General features: G+C 34.6%; 15 protein-coding genes. 10 read left to right on the top strand and 5 right to left on the bottom strand.

The features are described 5' to 3' along the window. The first annotated feature begins 82 nt into the window (after window positions 1–82). A complete protein-coding gene (locus ICJ84_RS13120) occupies window positions 83–1,042 on the top strand; it encodes a tetratricopeptide repeat protein (RefSeq protein WP_188216868.1) in 960 nt (319 codons plus the stop codon). Between the two features lie 2 nt (window positions 1,043–1,044). On the opposite strand, the gene rsmG is transcribed toward ICJ84_RS13120, so the two are convergent. Beyond that, on the bottom strand, window positions 1,045–1,674 hold the full coding sequence (gene rsmG, locus ICJ84_RS13115; protein ID WP_188216867.1) for a 16S rRNA (guanine(527)-N(7))-methyltransferase RsmG: 630 nt from the start codon (window positions 1,672–1,674) through the stop codon (window positions 1,045–1,047). Between the two features lie 142 nt (window positions 1,675–1,816). On the opposite strand from rsmG, the gene ICJ84_RS13110 reads away from it, so the two are divergent. Beyond that, window positions 1,817–2,917, top strand: coding sequence for a fatty acid desaturase family protein (locus ICJ84_RS13110; protein ID WP_188216866.1), 1,101 nt, complete (start codon window positions 1,817–1,819; stop codon window positions 2,915–2,917). Window positions 2,918–2,935: 18 nt separating this feature from the next. Continuing rightward, on the top strand, window positions 2,936–4,120 hold the full coding sequence (locus ICJ84_RS13105; protein ID WP_188216865.1) for a pyridoxal phosphate-dependent aminotransferase: 1,185 nt from the start codon (window positions 2,936–2,938) through the stop codon (window positions 4,118–4,120). A 37-nt stretch (window positions 4,121–4,157) separates the two neighbouring features. Here the strand turns inward: ICJ84_RS13105 and ICJ84_RS13100 are convergent, their stop codons facing one another. Further along, a complete protein-coding gene (locus ICJ84_RS13100; protein ID WP_188216864.1) occupies window positions 4,158–4,424 on the bottom strand; it encodes a hypothetical protein in 267 nt (88 codons plus the stop codon). Window positions 4,425–4,744: 320 nt separating this feature from the next. Here ICJ84_RS13100 and ICJ84_RS13095 point away from each other — a divergent pair, with 320 nt between their 5' ends. Continuing rightward, window positions 4,745–7,441, top strand: a complete 2,697-nt coding sequence (locus ICJ84_RS13095; protein WP_188216863.1) for a T9SS type B sorting domain-containing protein — start codon at window positions 4,745–4,747, stop codon at window positions 7,439–7,441. Window positions 7,442–7,452: 11 nt separating this feature from the next. Here the strand turns inward: ICJ84_RS13095 and ICJ84_RS13090 are convergent, their stop codons facing one another. Together ICJ84_RS13090 and trkA are read right to left on the bottom strand one after the other, a co-directional pair. Further along, window positions 7,453–8,949 carry a TrkH family potassium uptake protein gene (locus tag ICJ84_RS13090; protein ID WP_188217007.1) on the bottom strand — a complete coding sequence of 499 codons (1,497 nt, stop codon included), beginning with the start codon at window positions 8,947–8,949 and terminating at the stop codon, window positions 7,453–7,455. 20 nt (window positions 8,950–8,969) lie between these two features. Further along, a complete protein-coding gene (gene trkA, locus ICJ84_RS13085) occupies window positions 8,970–10,319 on the bottom strand; it encodes a Trk system potassium transporter TrkA (protein ID WP_188216862.1) in 1,350 nt (449 codons plus the stop codon). A 264-nt stretch (window positions 10,320–10,583) separates the two neighbouring features. Here trkA and ubiE point away from each other — a divergent pair, with 264 nt between their 5' ends. Both ubiE and porT read left to right on the top strand, forming a co-directional pair. Next, window positions 10,584–11,309 (top strand): bifunctional demethylmenaquinone methyltransferase/2-methoxy-6-polyprenyl-1,4-benzoquinol methylase UbiE, encoded by a 726-nt coding sequence (gene ubiE, locus ICJ84_RS13080; protein ID WP_188216861.1) that lies wholly within the window; start codon window positions 10,584–10,586, stop codon window positions 11,307–11,309. Window positions 11,310–11,318: 9 nt separating this feature from the next. Next, window positions 11,319–12,047, top strand: a complete 729-nt coding sequence (gene porT, locus ICJ84_RS13075) for a type IX secretion/gliding motility protein PorT/SprT (protein ID WP_188216860.1) — start codon at window positions 11,319–11,321, stop codon at window positions 12,045–12,047. Window positions 12,048–12,077: 30 nt separating this feature from the next. On the opposite strand, the gene ICJ84_RS13070 is transcribed toward porT, so the two are convergent. Next, complete coding sequence (locus tag ICJ84_RS13070) at window positions 12,078–12,800, bottom strand: TrmH family RNA methyltransferase (protein ID WP_188216859.1); 723 nt, start codon at window positions 12,798–12,800, stop codon at window positions 12,078–12,080. Between the two features lie 254 nt (window positions 12,801–13,054). Between ICJ84_RS13070 and tamL the strand changes: the two genes are divergently transcribed. The 4 genes from tamL (at window position 13,055) to rpsO (ending at window position 18,420) form a co-directional block, all read left to right on the top strand. Next, window positions 13,055–15,610, top strand: a complete 2,556-nt coding sequence (gene tamL / locus ICJ84_RS13065) for a translocation and assembly module lipoprotein TamL (protein WP_188216858.1) — start codon at window positions 13,055–13,057, stop codon at window positions 15,608–15,610. Window positions 15,611–15,777: 167 nt separating this feature from the next. After that, the gene (gene fbaA / locus ICJ84_RS13060) at window positions 15,778–16,845 is read left to right on the top strand and encodes a class II fructose-bisphosphate aldolase (protein ID WP_188216857.1); all 1,068 of its coding nucleotides are present in this window, start codon (window positions 15,778–15,780) and stop codon (window positions 16,843–16,845) included. Between the two features lie 289 nt (window positions 16,846–17,134). Continuing rightward, a complete protein-coding gene (accD, locus tag ICJ84_RS13055) occupies window positions 17,135–17,992 on the top strand; it encodes an acetyl-CoA carboxylase, carboxyltransferase subunit beta (protein ID WP_188216856.1) in 858 nt (285 codons plus the stop codon). A 158-nt stretch (window positions 17,993–18,150) separates the two neighbouring features. Next, on the top strand, window positions 18,151–18,420 hold the full coding sequence (gene rpsO, locus ICJ84_RS13050) for a 30S ribosomal protein S15 (protein WP_188216855.1): 270 nt from the start codon (window positions 18,151–18,153) through the stop codon (window positions 18,418–18,420). Window positions 18,421–18,496: the final 76 nt, after the last annotated feature.

Raw genomic sequence — 18,496 nt, 5'->3', positions numbered from 1 at the left:
TATTTTTTCTGTAGAAAATTAATTATCTTTCAGTATGCTTTTCTACATATAAGAAAGGCACATTTTTTGACGACCCTTAATTATGAAAAAACAACTAATCATTACCGCTTTACTTATATCCAGTTTTACAACTTTTGCTCAAGCCAATAAACTCATGCGTCAGGCCGAACGCAGTACAGATCTACAGGAACGCATCGAATTATGCAATCAGGTTATAGGTTTAGACCCCAAAAATCTGGATGCTTATTTTTTAAGAGGTTTAACAAAAAATGACTTAGGAGATTTCTATGGCGCCATAGTTGATTATTCTAAAATCATTGTTTTACAACCAGACCCTGACACATATTACAACCGTGGAAATTCAAGATATGCTTTAGGTGATTTTGAAAATGCCAAGCAAGATTACAAAAAAGCTTATGAATTAGATCCTAATTTTATTGATGCGCTTTACAGCCAAGGTTGTGCAGAATACGATTTGGGTCAATATGAAGATGCCGCCAAAACCTTTCACAAAATTGTGATAAACTACCCTTCAGACACCAAAGCGATTTACCGACTAGCTGAAAGTTATAACGCTTTAAAACAATACCGAAATGCGCTTAACAATTACACTCTGGCGGTAACCATAGATAGAACCTCAACAGCATTTTATAATCGTGGTGTTTTCCTGATGAGCATTAACTATTACAAAGATGCTCTTAGCGACTTTGAAAAAGCCATAAGGCGTGATAACACCAACTCCTACGCCTACTTTTTTAAAGGAACGGCTCAGTTATTCCTAGGTGATTTCACCAAAGCTTCTGCCGACTATAATACAGTTCTTAAATACGATGCACTTGATTTTGATGCCATGCTTGGCCTGGCCATTTCTAATTACAAAATGAACGACTTACAAAATGCCAAACTTTTCTTTGAAAAAGCAGGTCATATTATAGATCCAGACCGTTCTATAGAAAGTATTAACCATTTTAAAGACACCTACTGGTTTAATAAGCAGTACTACTATTTCAGTGAAATTTATAATGAATTGGTTAAATTATAAATTTACCCTTTATACTTCAGAGGTAAATGCACCATCTTTTTAGTTTCAAAAAAGTCTTCTGTGTAATACTCGGTTAAATCATAAATGGTAGCGGTTTTGTAATCCTGAAGTTCTTCAGTTAAATCGCCTCCTTTTAAATACAATATACCGTTTTTAAAATCATGTCTTTGTTCCTTGGCTATTTTGCCTTTTACCCAATGTACAAAAGTTGGCATAGCAGCAACGGCACGGCTGACAATAAAATCGTAAGTATCATCAATTTCCTCAACACGGCAATGCGTCGTTTTTACATTGGTAAGTCCTAAGCCTTCAACAACCTCATTAACCACCTTCAGTTTTTTAGCGATACTATCAACCAAATGGAACGAACACTCTGGATATAAAATTGCTAACGGAATACCGGGAAACCCTCCCCCTGTTCCAACATCCATAATTTTACTTCCATCTTTAAACTGCATCACTTTAGCAATTCCTAAAGAATGTAACACATGACGTAAATACAACTCATCAATATCTTTGCGAGACACCACATTGATTTTTAAATTCCAATCTTGATATAGGGTTTCCAGTAATTTGAATTTATTAATTTGATCTTCTGTCAGGTTTGGGAAGTATTTCAGTATAAGTTCCATTCGTGTTAAATTTTCAACAAAAATATGCTTTTTAAACACATATTTTTACAAAAAAACGTTATAAGTTCAGTTGGTTTATACCTATCTTTGCTGCAGGTATGATGGGCAAATTATTATCAGTAATCATATTAAAATTTAAAGAATGTCAAAACAAACGCTTTCCTTTTCAAGAACAGATTCTGCAAAGTTTTTCAGAACACTTAACAAACGTGTGAATGAATACTTTAAGGAAAATAATGTAAAACGTACGGGGAATTGGAAACTTTGGCTTAAAACTATTGTTATGTTTTCAATATTTTTAACGCCTTACTTTTTATTACTAACATTAAACATCCCTGGCTGGGCACAATTACTATTAACCATTGTTATGGGAATTGGTATGGCTGGAGTTGGTATGAATGTTATGCACGACGGTAACCACGGTGCTTTTTCTAATAAAGAATGGGTTAACCGCCTTATGGGTAGCAGTATTTACATACTTGCTGGAAATGTATATAACTGGCAGGTACAACACAATGTACTTCATCACACATATACCAACATTCACGGCCACGATGAAGATTTAGAAGCCGGACGTATTTTACGTTTTACGGAACACTCTGAGTGGCGTTGGCACCACAGATTTCAACACTACTACTCAGTACTCCTTTACGGTTTATTAACGCTTAACTGGGCCATCACTACCGACTGGCAACAGATGAGACGTTACATGAAACGCAAATTGTCTTACGGAAAATTCCCTAATCCGGTTTGGAACTGGAGTAAATTAGTGATCTCTAAAGTCATATATATAGCTATTTGGATTATTTTACCAATGCTTGTTTTAGAGATTGCCTGGTGGAAAATTTTAATCGGTTTCTTTATCATGCACTATACAGCCGGATTAATTTTAAGTGTTGTTTTTCAGTTAGCACATGTTATGGAAGAGGCTGAGATGCCACTCCCTGAAAAAGACGGTACCATGAAAAACACTTGGGCGATTCATCAGTTAAAAACAACAGTTAATTTTGGTGCAAAAAGCCGAATCATTAACTGGTTTACCGGTGGATTAAATCACCAGATTGAACATCACATTTTCCCTCATATTAGTCATATTCACTATGATAAAATCGGAAAAATCGTAAAGGAAACCGCTAAAGAGTTTAACTTACCATATAACGAATATAAAACCACACGTAAAGCCATCATTGCGCATTTCAAACATTTAAGAGAAATGGGAATGAAACCTGCTTTACAAGTCTAACAATTATTAATTAATTAAATGCAACTACTATCCGATAGAGTTCTAAACATGGCTACATCTGCGACGTTAGCTATGGCTGCAAAAGCAAGAGAACTAAGAAATGAAGGCAAAGATATTATTGGTTTAAGTTTAGGAGAGCCTGACTTTAATACACCAGATTTCATTAAAGATGCCGCTATTCAAGCCATTCATGACAATTATAATTCATACTCTCCAGTTGATGGTTATCCTGAATTGAAAGATGCCATTATCACTAAATTCAAACGCGATAACAACTTAACTTATACGCCTGCTCAAATTGTAGTTTCAACAGGAGCTAAACAATCTTTAGCCAACGTTGCAGCCGTTTTAACAAATGCTGGTGATGAAGTGATTGTACCTTGTCCGTATTGGGTTAGTTATGCAGATATCGTAAAATTATACGACGGTATTCCTGTTGAAGTTGAGACTTCTATCGATACAGATTTTAAAATGACACCAGAACAATTAGAAGCGGCTATTACTCCCAAAACTAAAATGATTTGGTTTAGCTCGCCTTGTAATCCTAGTGGGTCTATCTACAGTACTGAAGAGTTAAGAGCTTTAGCCGATGTTTTGGTAAAATACCCAAACATTTATGTGGTATCTGATGAAATTTACGAGCACATCAACTACGTTGGTGGTCATGCTTCTATGGCTCAGTTTGAAGACATGTACGATCGTACCATCACAGTAAATGGAGTATCAAAAGCATTCGCTATGACCGGATGGCGTATTGGTTACATAGGAGCTCCTGAAAAAATTGCTCGTGCGTGTAACAAAATCCAAGGACAAATGACAAGTGGCACTAACAGTATTGCACAACGCGCTACTATTACTGCACTTAACGAATCTCCTGAACGTGTTAAATACATGATCGATGAATTTAAAGTGCGTCGTGATTTAATCTTAGGATTATTAAAAGACATTGATGGTTTTGAATGCAATACACCTCAAGGTGCTTTTTATGTATTCCCTAACGTATCTGCGTTCTTCGGAAAAACATTTAAAGGAAAAACAATCAACAATGCTTCCGATCTTTCTATGTTCTTCTTAGAAGAAGCTTTAGTAGCCACAGTTGATGGTGCTGCTTTTGGTAACCCAAACTGTTTACGTATTTCTTATGCGGCTTCTCAAGAACAAATTATTGAAGCGATGAGACGTATTAAAGAAGCTTTAAGCTAACATTATATAAAAAAAGCCACTTAAAAAGTGGCTTTTTTTATCTCAAATGATAAATACTCAGTAGAATTAACACAGTCAAAACAACCAAATATACTACTAACAATTGTATTCTGGCTTTCCTATTCGCTAACTGTACCTTCTCTCGTATACGGATCAAATCTGTTTCAATGGCTTTAGGAAATGTTTTCATTTTGACATTGGCATAACTGCCTTCCAAAGCTTTATTTTCCTTGCGTTTTGAAACTAAATTTCTATTATTTTTAAGTGAATTGCTTGCAGCAAGCATTGCGCCTTCGCCTCCCATAATTTCTAAAATTTAAAAGTGAAACAAAAATTAATGGATGCTCTTCTGAAGTTCTAACATACACCCATCTTTAAATAAAAAAAGCTACTTCACTTATAAGTAGTAAAACAACTTCAATTGTTACATGTTTTAAATTTTAAGCATTAAACCCAACAAGAAACTAGCTGTCTGTCTAGAAAAATTACTTAACCTACATCTTAAAGAAAAAACCACAATAAGCATTAATTTTCAATCAGTTATGTTAAAACTCCTACTATATTGCCTTTATACAATAATATAAAGTAAATTAGACATTTAATTAAACTCTTCAACTCTATCTTATGTTTAAACTTAGAAATGCTTTTCTATACCTTTTACTCTTTTCTTGTTTTCAAATAATAGCACAAAATGAAACAAACAACTGGTACTTCGGTGAAAATGCAGGTTTAAACTTCGCTAACGTTGAACCCATTGTACTGAATGATGGTGCCATACTTGCTCCTGCAGGATGCTCTAGTATTTCAGATAATGATGGTAATTTATTGTTTTATACCAATGGGCAAACGGTATGGAATAGTAATCATGACATTATGGTAAATGGCACTAACCTGGCTGGAGATATTAATAATTCGCAATCTGCCTTAATTATTCCTAAACCATTAGACCCAAGTACATATTATATTTTTACTACCCGCGAAACTCCTTCGAGTACACCTTTAGTTACCTCTGGACTGTTTTATTCTACGGTAAGATTTACAGCTCAATCTCCTCTAGGAGAAATTACTACAAAAAACTCAAGACTTACCAGCAGCACTACCCAGCGATTAACAGCTATTCATGATATTAGCACCAACAGTATAAAAGTTATTACGTTTGGTAGCGAATATGCGCAAGAAGAGGCTCCAAAAGACACTTTTTTTGTTTATGATGTTACGACAGCTGGACTGAACACAACACCTGTTAAAAGTAAAGAAAGAATCATTAAATCATCGGCTGGAGGCATGAAAATTTCTCCTGATGGTAAAATCATTGCTCTGGCTGATTATGGTGGCAATTATATTTATTTATATAATTTTAACAGCGCCACATCTGAAGTAAAATATTACAATACTGTCAATCCGAATTTATTAATGAATCCTTTAAACCCTTATAGTGTGGAATTTTCACAAGATTCCAGAATATTATATTTCACGGGGAATAATAGTAGGAATGTGAGTTTTCTGTACAAATATTTACTATATAACACGAGTATTTTTAATGATAAAATATATATATCGAGTTCTGCCGAACAAAGCTTTGGTGATTTACAATTAGCTAAAGATGGGAAAATATATATGGCTAACTACGTACCAACAAGCCCGCCCTCTACTGTTTCAAGTATCAGTGTCATTAACACTCCCGAAATGGAAGAAGGAAACTCTGGTTTTTCTCCACAAATCATAAACCTAAATGGTGGCGCTTCGTTTAAAGGGATGCCTATTTTTGTCTCTTCATTTTTAAGAAACAGAATCATTACCGAAAATCAATGTGAAGGAGATCCTTTTAGTTTTACCACAGACTCCTACATACCGGTAGATTCTATTTTATGGGATTTTGGAGACAATACCACTTCTAATAAAATAAATCCAACTCATACCTATACAAGGTCGGGAAATTATACGGTTAAGGCAACCATTTTATATAATGGCGAACCTTTTTATGTCGATAAAAACATAGAAGTCTATGAAGTTCCTAAACTAAGCGATAACGCAAAACTGACTCAATGTGATATCGATGAAGATGGAATATCTTTTTTTAACCTAAATCATATTAGAGATGCAATAACCAATTTCCATATTACTTTTAAATTATATTTCTACCATACTTATACAGATGCAGAAAATAACACGAATTTAATTGAAGACCCTGAAAATTATGTTAACACAAATAACCCTGAAAAACTTTTTGTAAAAATCACAACACGTAACGGATGCTACACTATAAGTGATTTTTTTATTGAAACGCTCTATAATACACTACCTTACATCGAAACAATGTACGCCTGTGGAGACTCTGATAATATAAAGAACAATAATACAGGGTTATTTAATCTGGATATTAAAAAAAATGAAATTAGAAATAGTTTTAATATTCCTGATTCATCCATCATAAATTTCTACTCTTCGTTAGAAGACGCGCAAAGAAAAACGCAACCGCTATCTGCCTACATCTATAAAACAGGAGCCACAAAACTTTACGTTAGAATAGAACCCCCCGATAATACTTGTGCTGGTATTGGATTTTTTAATGTTACTGTAAACTCACCTATCGAAACTCATATAGACGAGCTCTATACCATTTGTTCTAATAACGAAGACATCATGTTTAATTTAGATGGCGGTAAGGATAACGACCAATGGGAATGGAAAGATGCCAACGGCAATATCTTTTCAACGAACCAAACTATAAATCTAAATACACCTGGCATATACTCATTAACTACTTACAAAACCGAAAATAACATAACCTGTATAAAAACAGAAGATTTTACAATTCAAAGAGCAATTCAAATTGAGATTAATGAGATAATTGCTAATGACTATCAGATATTTGTTTCTGTAAAAGGCGTAGGCAATTATGAGTTTTCAATAGACGAGATAAACTATTATGGAAACGGAACAGAATATAAATTTAATAACGTTGAAGCCGGTATTCACAACGTACACATAAGAGACATTGATAATTGTAAATTTTCAGTTTTACAAAAAGTTTCCTTTATAGGATTTCCTAAATATTTCACACCGAACAATGATGGTATAAATGACTATTGGAAAATTGAAGGGATTGATTTCGATTTTTATCAATCGGCTTCTATTGAAATCTACAACAGATATGGTAAAATCCTTTATACCATGAATATTGAACAAAATCTAGTTGGATGGGACGGCACATGCAATGGTCAACCTCTAATTTCAAGTGACTACTGGTTTAGAGGCGTTTTAACAGACATAAACAACGAGACATTGTATAAAACGGGACACTTTAGCTTAAAACGATGACAAATCAAAACTTACCTATTTCTCCAGAAAAATGGCGTAAATAAGATAAGAACTGTAAACAATTCTAAACGACCAATAAGCATTAAAAACGAAGACCACCACTGTGCTAAAGGAGGTAAAGCAGCATAGTTATTCACCGGGCCAAAACTACCCAGTGCCGGACCGATATTACCCAAACTTGATGCCGATAACCCGACAGCCGATGTATAATCGATACCAAACATAGAAAAAACTAAAGCACCGACAATAAACGACAACATATACAAAATAAAAAACGCCAGAATATTAAATACGATATCTCCAGAAATGGCTTTAGTATTATAACGAACCGGTAAAATGGCATTAGGATGCAAGGCGCGTTTAAATTCCAGAAATCCGTTTTTTATCAATATTAAATGTCGAACTACCTTCACACCTCCTGAAGTACTTCCAGCTGAACCTCCTAAAAACATAATTCCGAAAAAGAACACGACTAAAAATGGCGTCCATAGGGTATAATCGGCTGAAATGAATCCGGTTGTTGTAATTACTGTTAACACCTGAAATAAAGCGTGCCTAAACGCACTTTCGCCTCTTCCCCAAACCATGGGGTGATGAATGGTAGATATCGAATGATCGGCTTTAAAGTAAATGATAACCGCCGCAATGATTGAAAACACTAATATGAAACGGAAATATAACTTAAACTCTTCGTCTTTAATCACCTTCTGTACTTTTCCTTTAAAAGCAAAATAACTCAACACAAAGTTGGCGCCTGCTAAAAACATAAAAAGTATCACAATATATTGAATGATAGGTTGATCATTCCAATAGGCTAAACTCGCATTTTTAGTAGAAAATCCGCCAGTAGAAACCGTCGCCATAGAATGGTTAATCGCATCGAAAAAAGACATGCCAGCCAATTTCAAAAACAAAGTTTCTGCTACGGTATATCCAAAGTAAATTAGCCATAAACGCTTGGCTGTATCAGTAATTCTTGGGTGTAATTTGTCGGCACTTGGCCCTGGAGCTTCAGCTGCAAAAAGCTGCATACCACCAATTCCTAATAAAGGTAAAATAGCAATAGCCAAAACGATAATTCCCATACCACCAATCCAATGTGTAGTACTTCGCCAGAACAACACCCCTTTAGGAACTGCTTCAATATCATTTAAAATAGAAGCTCCTGTAGTCGTATAACCAGACATGGTCTCGAAGAACGCATTAGTGAAATTCGAAATACTTTCCGTAAACACATAAGGTAAAGTTCCAGACAAAGACATAATAATCCACCCGAAAGACACAACAATGTACCCTTCACGTTTATTCATTTCCTTGATATGATTTCGAGTTAAAAACATAGAAATCACCCCAATCAAAAGTGTTAAAATACCTGCTGTAAAAATTTGAGAGGTAACACCATCTTTATAAATTAGACTGACTAGTGCCGACAACAACATAAAGCCTCCGTTAAACAAAAGCAATAAGCCTAAAAAATGAAAGATGATTTTATAATTAAGTCTCAATATATGATGCTTTTAGAAAGTGATTAAAGAAATAGTTTTTCTACGCGTTTGATGGATTGTAACAAACAACAAACAACTACTCTATCGCCTTCCTGAATTTTAAAATTCCCGAGAGCAATCATTCCAACCCCATCTCTAATAACACCTCCAATGATAGCTGAACGGGGAAAATCGATAGTTCGAATCACTTTATTACAAACCACTGAAGTTGCCTTTACCTGAAACTCCAGTAACTCGGCATTTAAGTTACTCAATTTTGTCATGGCAACCACTTCTCCTTTTCGAATATATCTGAAAATATTGTTTGCAGCCAAAAGCTTTTTATTGATAAGTGTATCGATTCCAACGGATTGCGACAACTCAAAATAATCCATATTTTCGACTAAAGCAATCGTTTTTTTAACGCCTTTTGACTTTGCTACTAAACAAGACATGATGTTGGTTTCTGAATTTTCGGTAACCGCAATATAAGCATCCATATCGCTAATATTCTCTTCATCCAGTAAATCTACATTTCTACCATCGCCATGCACAACCAGTACTTCGGGTAACAAATCAGCTATATAAAAAGCATGCTCTTTATTTTGTTCAACTAGTTTTATATTGAATTTCTTTTTACACAAATCTCTGGCCGCTTTAAAACCAATCTGGCTAGCCCCAAGAATCATCACATCTTTAATTTCTCGGTTAACTTTTCCTGTTAATCGGCATAATTCTTCAGCGCCACCTTCCGATGTTATAAACACCACATTATCGCCACGTTCAAACTTAGTATCACCACGGGGTATTATGGTAAACTGCGTTCCGAAACGCTGAATCGCGATTGGCACAAAATGTAACTCCGGAAAAATCTCAGCAGCTTCCTTAACGGTTTTCCCAACAAACGACGCCGATCTGGATAATGTTAAACCAACCATGGTTAAAGCTCCATTTTCAAACTCGTAAGTATCGTTAAATGACGATTGTTTTAAAGATAATTCTATCTCTGCCGCTGCTAAAGCTTCTGGGGAAATCAACTCATCAACTCCAAAACGGTCGAATCCTAATTCTTCTTTATGATGAATAAACTCGGTATTTGAAATCCTAGCAATAGTTTGCTTGGCGCCCAGCTGTTTGGCCAAGGCACTTACAGTTATATTAGTCGTTTCACTAGATGTTACCGCGATAAACAAATCGCAAATACCAACTCGAGCTTCTTTTAAAATAGAAATAGAAGTTGCATCGCCACGCACCACTCGAATATCAAGATGAGCATCGGCATACGCTATACGTTCTTTATCGGGGTCGATTAAGGTAATTTCCTGAGACTCGTAGGATAATAATTTTGCCAAATGAAATCCAACTTCTCCAGCACCAGCAATAATTATTTTCATTTGCTAATTTTCATTTTAAAGGATACATGACACATTCTTAACAGACATAAACTGTTTATTTATCTTCAATAAAGAATGCTTCATAATATGTTTTTTTTTGTAAAAAGTAGTACAAAGATAGTATAATTTACAATTGTGAAATTAAAAGAGCTGTTACATTTCATTTCAATGGTTCGTCCTAAATTTAGTTTTTAACTTATTTAGACTTTATTTCATATTTTATTCTCGAAATAAATTATGTAGGTTTGTCAAAAATTTAAAGCATTGTCAAAAATTAAACCATACAAGAATAGCGATTTAGGAAAAAAAGAGCAGGTAACTCAAATGTTCGACACCATTTCTGGTGATTACGATGGCTTAAATCGTGTTATTTCCTTTGGAATAGATATTAAATGGCGTAACAAAGTGGTTAAAATGGTCAAGGAAAACAATCCGGACACTATTTTAGATATCGCTACTGGAACCGGAGATTTAGCCATTAATTTAGCTGAAACTAACGCAACTAAAATTGTTGGTTTAGACATTAGTAGCGGCATGCTGGAAATTGGCAAAGAAAAAGTAAAGAAAAAAGGTCTTGACAACCGCATTGAAATGATTCTTGGCGATAGCGAAAATATGCCTTTTGAAGACCATACTTTTGATGCCATTACCGTATCGTTTGGAGTGAGAAACTTTGAAACACTTGAAAGCGGACTAAAAGAAATTTTACGTGTTTTAAAACCGGGAGGCACATTTGTGATTCTTGAAACCTCGATTCCTACAAAAACACCTTACAAACAAGGCTATAATTTTTACTCAAAAAACATCTTACCGCTTATTGGTAAAATATTTTCTAAAGACCGCAGTGCTTACAAATACTTAAGCGAATCGGCTTCTGCTTTTCCCTATGGTGAAGCTTTAAACAATATTTTACGTAAAGTTGGGTTTATTAATGTTGAAGATTATCCACAAACGTTTGGGGTAGCTACCATTTATAAATCGTCAAAGTAAACCATTTATATGAAACGTATCCTTGTTGCCATATCATTTTTATGCTTAGTTCAGGCTGCCAACGCGCAGCTTTTCAGAAGAGACAAAGTTATTTATGATGCCAACCAAGGACGTGGCTCTACCGACAATGACTTACTACGTTGGGGGTATTTTTTAGGATTTAACTATCTAGATTTTAACTTTGACTACAATCAGGATTTACGCGACATTTATGTAAAGCGTAGCCCGGGATTTAATGTGGGATTAATAGGAAACTTACGCGTTAATGACTTTTTAGATTTGCGTTTAGAACCTGGGTTATTAATTTCGAGTCGCGAATTGCATTACAGCGAATCATACTTTGTAAATGAAACACCTAATGGCTCTGATTTAGTTAGAGAAGTAAAATCGACTTACATTTATGTGCCATTATTACTTAAAGTTTCCACCAAGCGCATCAACAACTTTAAGCCATTTATTACCGGCGGATTTTCAACAGCATTAAACTTATCGGCTAACGAAACCAACCCTAACGACAACAGTAACGGACAGTTTAGAACAAAGAAGAACATGTTGTTTTACGAATTAGGTTTCGGTATCGATTTCTATTTGCACAACTTTAAGTTCACTCCTTCTATAAAGGGTGTCTTTGCAATGAATGACGAATTAATTAGAGACAAAGACCCGAATAGTCCCTGGACGAGTAATATTCACAGCATGCAAACACGCGGTGTGTTTATAAACTTCACCTTTCAGTAAAAAAACTGAAATATTTTATTTCTGTTAAGACTAGAATCTGCGTTTAAATTCGCTTAATAAAATTGCTGTTGCGGTAGCCACATTTAAACTTTCGGTAGCTTGTAAATCACCAAATCTTGGAATTGAAATTTTATCTGTCACCAGATTTTCAATGTCTTTAGAAATTCCGTTGGCTTCATTACCCATCACTAAAACTCCGTTTTCAGGTAAGTCTGAACTATAAACATTATCCCCTTCCATAAAGGCACCATACACCGGTATATTTACAGAACGAATAAATGCTTCAAGATTTACATAACTAATATTTACTCGTGTAATAGACCCCATAGTCGCCTGAATTACTTTCGGGTTAAAGCAATCGACTGTTTCATTATTACACACTAAATCTTGAATTCCAAACCAATCACAAAGTCTGATAATCGTTCCCAGATTTCCGGGATCGCGCACACTATCTAAAGCCACGATTAATTTATCGGTTTTAACTGATTGTGATTTCGGCATTTCAAAAACCGCCAAAGCAGTATTCGGGGTAGTTAAAAAGCTGATGCGTTTTAAGTCGGCAGCAGAAATAATGGTTTCCAGTTTGGCATCAATATTGAAGCTTTCAGTCGTATATAAAGCATGAAGTGTTAGTGAAGATGCCAACAATTCCTTAATGGTTTTAATGCCTTCAACAACGAACAAACCATGCTGTTGACGGTATTTTTTTTGTTTTAAACTGGTTATTAACTTTATTTGACTTTTGGAAAGCATGTAATTATTATGACTTTAAATCTAATTTTTAAGGTGTAAAGAAATAAAAAAATACCCTTATCGAAGTCTTAATTTATTTAAAACTTTTTTAATAGGTCTATATTTCAGAATTTTAGAAAGGAAACCGTTAAATAACCGTCGAAAAAAATAAAAATAAACAATTGAAATAATGTATTTTTGAGCCTATAATATGGTACTATTTAATTCAGTTAACCAAAGAATATCAATAACCTACAATTAATTTTAATTTTCATTTGAAACAACACTTTTTAAAAATATCAATACTAACAGCAATTGCCAGTCATTTATTTTCGTGCGACGCTGTAAAACGAGTTGGTGAAAATGAACATTTATTAACCAATAATACAGTTATTATTAACGGCAAAAAAAATAGTACCGAAACCATTACAAATTTACTGTATCAAAAACCAAACAGTAAAATTCCGGTTTTGGGCACGCCTTTACGCTTACAAATTTACAATTTAGCCAGACCAGATATAGATTCCATTCTAAACGAAAAAATCTATAATAATCCTAAAAAACTGGCACGTAAAACAAAGCTTTTATCTCGAAAGCAATTAGATAAAGATGTAAATAACCGTATTGGTTTCAATAAGTGGTTAAAAACCACAGGGGAAGCACCAGTGATTATTAATGAACAAAGAACCGAAAAGTCGGTAAAGCGCCTTGAAGATTACCATATTAACAATGGGTGGTTTGATGTTGAAGCCAGCTATGCCATCAACAGAAAAGACAATAAACGCGCCGATGTTGAATATTCCGTAGAAACAGGACAGCCCTTTATGTTAGATACGATTACCACAAAAATAAAATCGCCAATAGTCGATTCTATCTACCATAAAAAAATATTAAGAAACAGTTTAATAAAAACTAACGAGCAATACAAAACATCAAATTTTGAACAGGAACGTGATAGAATTTCTAACGAATTAAGAAATTCTGGTTTATATTACTTTAATCAGGATTATGTCGCTTTTGAAATTGATACGATTGGCACCAATAAAAAGGTAAATGTCGATATACAAATTCAGGATCGCGCCATAAGAACACAGGATTCCTTATATCGTGTCCCTTTCCATGTTTATAAAATTAAAGATGTTAGTATTATTACCGATTACACCTTTGAAGATCGCAACAAACCCTTTCAAGACTCTATAACTTACGATGGGTTTAAACTTTATAGTTACGGTAAAATGCGTTATCGCCCAAAAGCTTTGACCGATGCCATTTTCATTCAGCCCGGAAGTATTTTTAAAGACAATGACCGCACCCTAACTTACAGACATATTAACGGCCTACGAACCTTTAAATACCCAAATATTGAGTATATAGAAAATGAGGATTACACGTTAACAGACACCATACGTTTAACACCTTTAAAGAAATTCAGTCTTGGTTTTAGTGCGGATGTTTCACAGAGCAATATTCAAACTATCGGATTTTCATTAAACCCAAGTTTGATGATGCGTAATATTTTCAGAGGTGCCGAAACTCTTGAAATTTCTGCCATTGGATCTATTGGCTCCTCTAAAGACCAGAAAGTTGGCGATCCTTTTTTCGATATTAATGAAATAGGTGCCGACTTAAAATTAACCATTCCGCGATTCTTTTTTCCGTTTAACACGAATAGAATTATCGCAAAAGACATGTCGCCGAGCACAAAAATTTCCTTATCTACGACCAGTCAAACCAACATTGGTTTAGACAAACAAACTTTGAGCGGTGTGTTTAACTATAACTGGTCACCGTCCCGAAAAGTAACCGATCGTCTGGACGCCTTCAACATTCAATATGTTCGGAATTTGAATGCTGAAAATTATTTTAACATTTATACTAGTTCCTTCGATAATCTTGAAAATATTGCGCTAAACTCATACAACACCCCGCCAGAATTTATAGAGGAGAAAAAAAATGGTAAAGAATATTTGATCGTTGAAAAATCAGATGAGTTCATTGATCTCGTTCTATCTGACAACGGTTACCAAAACAGTAACCCAAACGAATATAAACAAGTTAACAACATCAACGAACGTAAGCAAAGGCTTACTGAAAACAACTTGATTTTATCATCAAGCTTCAGTTTAACTAACGACGAACGCACCAATTTGTTTGATGAGGACTTCTCCATTTTCCGCTTTAAAATAGAAACCGCAGGAAATCTTATTTCCGCAATGTCAGATATTCTGGGCCTTAAAAAAGACGACAACAACCGTTACGAATTATTCAATGTAGCCTATTCTCAATACGTAAAAACAGAATTAGACTATGTGAAACACTGGGATTTAGGCAAGAAAAATATTTTGGCTGCTCGAACTTTTCTGGGGATTGCCATTCCTTATGGAAATTCAACCAACATTCCGTTTTCAAAAAGTTTCTTCGCCGGTGGAGCTAACGACAACAGGGCTTGGACTGCCTACAGCTTGGGACCTGGAAGTTCAAGAACAAGCAACGATTTTAATGAAGCCAACTTAAAAATCGCTTTAGGCTTAGAGCAACGTTTTAATATTTTTGAAGACCTTAACGGCGCCTTCTTCATAGATGCAGGAAACATCTGGAATGTTTTAGATGATGTTGAAGATGAAAATGCGGTGTTTTCAAGTTTTAACTCCTTAAAAGATATTGCCATTGGTTCTGGTTTCGGTTTACGCTACGACTTTAGTTTTTTCGTATTCCGTTTCGATATTGGTTTTAAAACTTACGACCCATCATACCAGGATCAAAACCGTTGGTTTAACGACTACAATTTCTCGAATGCTGTTTATAACATTGGTATTAACTACCCTTTCTAACAGCTAATTCCAAACATTTTGCATCCTTTTACCCAACCTTATTTTCTATAAAAAAACTACAACGTTTTAGTTTGTTTTTAGCATTTTACCCAGCAAAAACAAACCTGCTTTAGATAAAAATTGATTACTTTTGGCTCTTACAAACTAAAAAAACAAAATTTTATAAAATGGGACACAATATTAAACCAGGAGTTGCTACCGGACAAGAAGTTCAAGCAATTTTTAAACTTGCCAAAGAAAAAGGATTTGCTTTACCAGCAGTTAACGTTATCGGTTCAGACACCATTAACGGTGTTTTAGAAACTGCTGCTGCTTTAAACGCTCCGGTGATCATTCAGTTTTCTAATGGTGGTGCCCAATTTAATGCTGGTAAAGGCCTAAATAACGACGGACAAAAAGCAGCTATTGCTGGTGCTATTGCTGGTGCGAAACACGTACACACTTTAGCCGAGGCTTATGGTGTTCCGGTTATTTTACATACAGACCATTGTGCTAAAAAGTTATTACCTTGGATTGATGGTTTATTAGATGCCAGCGAAAAACACTTCGCCGAAACTGGTAAATCTCTTTTCAGTTCACATATGATTGACCTTTCGGAAGAACCTCTTGAAGAAAATATCGAAATCTGTAAAACCTACTTAGAGCGCATGAGCAAAATGGGTATGACTTTAGAAATTGAATTAGGTATTACAGGTGGTGAAGAAGATGGTGTTGATAACTCTGATGTTGACGATTCTAAATTATACACCCAACCAGAAGAAGTAGCTTATGCTTACGAAGAATTAAGCAAAGTAAGTGACCAATTTACCATCGCAGCTGCTTTTGGTAACGTTCACGGTGTTTACAAACCAGGTAACGTAAAACTTACTCCAAAAATTTTAAAGAATTCTCAAGAATACATTTCTGAAAAATATGGTGTTGGTAACAACCATATCGATTTTGTATTCCATGGTGGTTCTGGATCAACTGTTGAAGAAATTCGTGAAGGGATAAGTTATGGTGTTATCAAAATGAACATCGATACTGATTTACAATATGCATTCATGGAAGGTATCCGTGATTATATGGGCTCAAAATCTGAGTACCTAAAAGCGCAAATTGGTAACCCAGAAGGTGACGATTCTCCAAACAAAAAATACTACGACCCACGTGTTTGGTTACGTGAAGGTGAAAAAACATTCGTTGAGCGCTTGAAAAAAGCTTTTGAAGACTTAAACAATGTGAACACATTATAATGTGTTTCTGCTAAATATTAAAAAAGACTCTACTTTGGTAGGGTCTTTTTTTGTAGACAGATATTTATAAAACAACCATTTACACAATAAAAAAGAAGATTTTAAGCAATAAAAGAGACGTGGCATTACTTCAAAATTAAAAAAAGACTTAATTTTGTGCACTGCTTTGTAAAGTAGTCTTGTTATTTTTACCAACAAAATACTTCAAACAGAGCTAAATAAAAGGATGAATAATCCGTAATGTAAACAGAAATGTTTCAGATTAAAATCTAAAAAATCATAAATCATTATGTCTTGGTTTAAAAGAAAAACAAAAGGAATAACCACAACTACCGAAGAGAAAAAAGACACCCCCAGAGGATTATGGTACAAATCTCCAACCGGTAAAATTGTAGATGCCGAAGAATTAGAAAGAAATTTTTACGTAAGCCCTGAAGATGGTTACCACGTAAGAATAGGAAGTAAAGAATACTTCGAAATTCTTTTCGACGATAATAAATTCACAGAATTAGATGCTAACCTAGAATCTAAAGATCCATTAAAGTTCGAGGATACTAAAAAATATCCGGAGCGTTTAAAATCGGCTCAGGACAAAACCAAACTAAAAGATGCTGTTCGAGTTGGTGTTGGTAAATCTAAAGGAAAAGATTTAGTCGTAGCTTGTATGGATTTCGCGTTTATTGGTGGTTCTATGGGAAGTGTTGTAGGTGAAAAAATTGCTCGTGCAGCCGATTATTCTTTAAAACACAATATTCCGTTAATGGTCATCTCTAAATCTGGAGGTGCTCGTATGATGGAAGCCGCCTTATCGTTAATGCAGTTAGCAAAAACTTCAGTTAAGTTAGCACAATTGGCAGATGCCCAAATTCCTTACATCTCACTTTGTACCGACCCTACTACAGGAGGAACCACTGCTTCTTTTGCAATGTTAGGAGACATTAACATTAGTGAGCCCGGAGCTTTAATTGGTTTTGCTGGACCTAGAATTGTAAGAGATACTACTGGAAAAGAATTACCAGAAGGTTTCCAAACAGCAGAATTCTTATTAGAACACGGCTTTTTAGATTTTATTACTGTTAGAAAAGAGCTTAAAAACAAAGTGAATCAATACTTAGATTTAATTTTAAATCAACCATTAAGAGCTTAATTAACAGTAACTTTTTGATATAAAACGAAAGAAAAGCAACTAATAATTAGTTGCTTTTCTTTTTCATATATTCGCTTGTAAATCATTTTTAATTACTATATTTGCCGCTCGAAAGATAGCCTTTCGTTTACATAACAATTATTTACAATAATATTAGCATGTATTTATCAAAAGAAGTAAAAGAAGAAATCTTCACAAAACACGGTAAAGGATCTAATGATACTGGTTCTGCTGAAGGACAAATCGCGTTATTTACGCACAGAATTAATCACTTAACTGAACACTTAAAAAAGAATCGTAAAGATTTTAACACTGAGCGTTCATTAGTAAAATTAGTAGGTAAGCGTCGTGCTTTACTAGATTACTTAACTAAGAAAGATATCTTAAGATACCGTGCTATAGTTAAAGAACTAGGTTTAAGAAAATAATTCAAAAAGAGGCTTTTACAGCCTCTTTTTTGTTTATACACTACTCATGTGCAGGAGTCTAAACCGCACAAAATAA

Origin of the sequence: Aestuariibaculum suncheonense (assembly GCF_014596935.1) — a bacterium.
GTDB lineage: Bacteria > Bacteroidota > Bacteroidia > Flavobacteriales > Flavobacteriaceae > Aestuariibaculum > Aestuariibaculum suncheonense.
The sequence above is the reverse complement of the archived record's forward strand: the minus strand, read 5'-3'. Positions and strand labels throughout refer to the sequence as shown.

What these genes read in the sequence shown, in the direction of transcription:
- accD (WP_188216856.1), top strand. Translation starts at nt 17,135, where the DNA reads ATGTCTTGGTTTAAAAGAAAAACAAAAGGAATAACCACAACTACCGAA.
- ICJ84_RS13100 (WP_188216864.1), bottom strand. Translation starts at nt 4,424, where the DNA reads ATGGGAGGCGAAGGCGCAATGCTTGCTGCAAGCAATTCACTTAAAAAT.
- ICJ84_RS13070 (WP_188216859.1), bottom strand. Translation starts at nt 12,800, where the DNA reads ATGCTTTCCAAAAGTCAAATAAAGTTAATAACCAGTTTAAAACAAAAA.
- rpsO (WP_188216855.1), top strand. Translation starts at nt 18,151, where the DNA reads ATGTATTTATCAAAAGAAGTAAAAGAAGAAATCTTCACAAAACACGGT.
- porT (WP_188216860.1), top strand. Translation starts at nt 11,319, where the DNA reads ATGAAACGTATCCTTGTTGCCATATCATTTTTATGCTTAGTTCAGGCT.
- ICJ84_RS13120 (WP_188216868.1), top strand. Translation starts at nt 83, where the DNA reads ATGAAAAAACAACTAATCATTACCGCTTTACTTATATCCAGTTTTACA.
- ICJ84_RS13105 (WP_188216865.1), top strand. Translation starts at nt 2,936, where the DNA reads ATGCAACTACTATCCGATAGAGTTCTAAACATGGCTACATCTGCGACG.
- trkA (WP_188216862.1), bottom strand. Translation starts at nt 10,319, where the DNA reads ATGAAAATAATTATTGCTGGTGCTGGAGAAGTTGGATTTCATTTGGCA.
- rsmG (WP_188216867.1), bottom strand. Translation starts at nt 1,674, where the DNA reads ATGGAACTTATACTGAAATACTTCCCAAACCTGACAGAAGATCAAATT.
- ICJ84_RS13095 (WP_188216863.1), top strand. Translation starts at nt 4,745, where the DNA reads ATGTTTAAACTTAGAAATGCTTTTCTATACCTTTTACTCTTTTCTTGT.
- ICJ84_RS13110 (WP_188216866.1), top strand. Translation starts at nt 1,817, where the DNA reads ATGTCAAAACAAACGCTTTCCTTTTCAAGAACAGATTCTGCAAAGTTT.
- fbaA (WP_188216857.1), top strand. Translation starts at nt 15,778, where the DNA reads ATGGGACACAATATTAAACCAGGAGTTGCTACCGGACAAGAAGTTCAA.